The organism is Herpetosiphon llansteffanensis (genome assembly GCF_003205875.1).
In the GTDB taxonomy this organism is placed as follows: Bacteria; Chloroflexota; Chloroflexia; order Chloroflexales; family Herpetosiphonaceae; genus Herpetosiphon; species Herpetosiphon llansteffanensis.
Genome location: NZ_PUBZ01000028.1, coordinates 1 through 1,663 on the forward strand (window position 1 = coordinate 1; position 1,663 = coordinate 1,663).

1 protein-coding gene is annotated in these 1,663 nt (G+C 62.8%); it reads left to right on the forward strand.

Going from position 1 to position 1,663, the window contains the following annotated elements; translation table 11 throughout:
- Nucleotides 1-98: 98 nt before the first annotated feature.
- Nucleotides 99-1,349: an IS110 family RNA-guided transposase gene (locus C5S61_RS01830; RefSeq protein WP_110513418.1), complete on the forward strand. Its 1,251-nt coding sequence runs from the start codon at nt 99-101 to the stop codon at nt 1,347-1,349.
- Nucleotides 1,350-1,663 lie beyond the last annotated feature (314 nt).

The following is a 1,663-nucleotide window of genomic DNA, read 5'->3' on the forward strand; positions in this document are numbered from 1 at the left end:
CCCCTGGTATAAACAAATCATGCAATCATGGATGCGACAATGGATTTGCTTGACCCCATTGCCGCATTGATTTGTCTATGACCCTTGGGGAGGATCACATGACCCATCCTAGCACACCACCGACCACCATTGCAACCCTCGACATCGCCAAACATACCCATTGGTTCGCCGTCTTTGCGCCCGATCTCACGCCGATCATCCCACCCCATCCTATCACCACCGATGCGACCGCCTTGCAATCGGTGATTGCCACCCTCATCCAGTTGGCGCAAACGAATCCCGTCGCACTGGCGATGGAACCAACCAGCATCTATCATCTTCCGTGGCTGCATGCCCTCACGGCGGCCCTTCCGCCTACCGTCACCTGCCTGCTGGTTCATCCCACGGCGGTGCATCATGCTCGTACCGTCCTGACGGCGGGGCGGCTCCGCAAAACCGATGCCCGCGATTGCCATGCCATGGCCGCTGCGGTGCGCGATGGCCATGGCCGCCCGTGGTCACCACCCTCCCCGCAGCAGGCCCATCTCCGCGCGTGGGCTGCGCAAGAAGCTGCCACCATGCACACGCTCACCCAGCTCGCCCATTCCCTTTCCCGCCTCACCGATCTCCTCTGGCCCGGCTTGGTCGCCCGACGGTCAGCCAGCGCCGCCCTGCCACCGCTGGTTTCCTCACGCCCGTGGACGCGCCAGATCATCCAGACCATCCTGCTCCACCACCCCGATCCCCACACCTGGCGGTCGCTGTCGGTCGCCGCGATCCAAGCCCGCCTGAAAGCGCTCGGCGTGCGCTGCGGGCCAGTCCGTGCCACCCACCTCGCCGCCATCCTTGCCGCGCAGGTCGTGTTGCCGCCTGACCAAACGTCACCCTTGGCGGCGCGCCTTGCCACCCTGATGCAGCAGTATTGTCACCACACGACCCATCTCGCCGCGCTGCATGCCGAGGCCGAAACCCTGATTGCCCCCTCATGGGCAGCGGTGTTGTGCTCCATTCCAGGCATGAGTCCGGTGCTAGCAGCGCGCTATGCGGCAGCGGTGGGCGATATTCGCACGATCACCTCAGCCAAAGCGCTCTGGTCACTGGCGGGACTCGAACCAAGCATCTATGCCAGTGGCGTGCGATCCCGCGTTGGTCAATCCTCATTGGCTGGCCGGATCACGCTACGACAGGCCTTGATCCGCATTGGCGCAAGCCTCAGTCGCCATTGTCCACCCGTGCGAGCGAGTTGGCTCGCAGCGCGGGCACGGGGCAAACCGCTCGCGGTTGCGCTGATTCATGCCGCGAACAAAGCCAATCGGTTGCTCTTTGCGCTGGCGATCAGCCAACAGCCCTATCAGCCGAGCGGGGCATGAGTAGGAATCATCGGTGAGGACTGGTAACGGGACACCACCGGGGCGGCCAGATGTCGCCAAACCCCTTGGTGCCGGACACCGTTCGTGATGTATGACACCGCGCCATGGCAACCGAGAACCCCTTGAGACCGCAGTCGATGCTGAGGCTGAGACCTCGCCATGCTTTACCACGGATGGTCCAAGTTCTGTGTTGCCACTCCCTCGGTGGTGTCCCACACCAGCCCTCCAGCAGAACCCACAAAAAAACCGCAGCAGGGCTGCGGTCATGATCGTGCGGCTTCATTCGCGCCACTTGACATGTTTATACGATACTC